Annotated in this window: 3 protein-coding genes; all 3 read right to left on the bottom strand. The window is 65.4% G+C overall.

Annotated elements, in window-relative coordinates; translation table 11 throughout:
- Positions 1 to 313, bottom strand: a 313-nt coding sequence (locus tag ETD83_RS41925) for a conjugal transfer protein (RefSeq protein WP_138650780.1), incomplete at its 3' end; no start/stop codon positions are given.
- A 57-nt stretch (positions 314 to 370) separates the two neighbouring features.
- Entirely contained in the window at positions 371 to 655 is a 285-nt protein-coding gene (locus ETD83_RS41920) for a hypothetical protein (RefSeq protein WP_131971959.1), read from the bottom strand.
- 63 nt (positions 656 to 718) lie between these two features.
- The coding region (locus ETD83_RS41915) for a conjugal transfer protein (protein WP_138650779.1) at positions 719 to 1082 on the bottom strand (364 nt) is incomplete at its 5' end.

The following is a 1082-nucleotide window of genomic DNA, read 5'->3' as shown; positions in this document are numbered from 1 at the left end:
GGGTGAGGCGGCACCAGGTGCGCGGCTCGGCGAGGTAGCGGCTCTGCGAGATCAGCAGTTCGGTGAGGCGCTTGCCCTCGATGACGGGACGGGTGGCCAGCCAGGTCAGGACGCCGGGCGGGACGATGTACAGCACGTGCCACGGCGACTCGAAGGGGATGCCCGCGAATCTGAGCATGAGGATCCAGGGCACGAACACACCGAGGAACACGCCGATCTGCACGAGCGGCAGCGGCATGGGCAGCCGCAGGTCGTACAGCTTGTACAGCCGTTTCTCGATGCGCCAGATGTTCGTGTACGTGGGTAGATCCACGCCCCTACTCCCCTAACTGCGCGAGCACGGGTCCGCCTGCCGATCCTCCGTCCGGGGTCAGGAGACGTCCACGCCGAGGGCCCTGGCTATCGCCTTGGCCGTGGTCTCGATGATGTTGGGCACGTAGAAGACCACCCCGATACCGATCGCCAGCACGATGAATTGGACGAAACGCGTGATCTCGCGGGTGAACAGGAAGAAGATCGCAACAATGGAGACGATCACCAGGAAGAGCGGGCCGAATATCTGACGCAGCCAATCGGCGAGCTGGTCGGTCTGGAGTTCGTCGTCCGGCGCCGCCAGGATTTCGTGGGGAATCGACGCCATGATGTGGTGCAGCATCGACTGACTACCTTCCTCGGTCGGCGGGTCGGCTGGGGGGTGGTTTCCTCAAGTCGCGGCCTCTCATGATGCGCTCGGTTCCGTGGTGCCGCGAATATCGCGCACGAGCCAGGTCGTGCCCTTCTTGACCATGGTGAGCCGGTAGGTCTGGTCGAGCTCACCGCCGCCGCCTTGGGCGAGCTGCCATACGACCGTCGCGGTGACGGTGCGCTCGCCCGCGGACCCTCTCGGCGCGACGACCTCCTTGACCTGCATGAAGCGGACGGTGTTGGCGAGGCCCGCGATGGTCGTCCCGTCGGAGAAGCGGGACAGGGCCGCCTGGTTGCCGGTCGCGTACTCCTGGAAGAACGTTCCGAGGAACGGCTGCAGCTCGCTTTCGAGCGAGGTGTCGCGGTCTTGGACGCCGTTCTGGGGAAGCTGGGCCTTG

It is taken from the genome of Actinomadura soli, assembly GCF_005889715.1.
GTDB classification, from domain to species: domain Bacteria; phylum Actinomycetota; class Actinomycetes; order Streptosporangiales; family Streptosporangiaceae; genus Spirillospora; species Spirillospora soli.
Note: the sequence above shows the minus strand (reverse complement) of the source record. Positions and strands in the feature narration are given on the sequence as shown.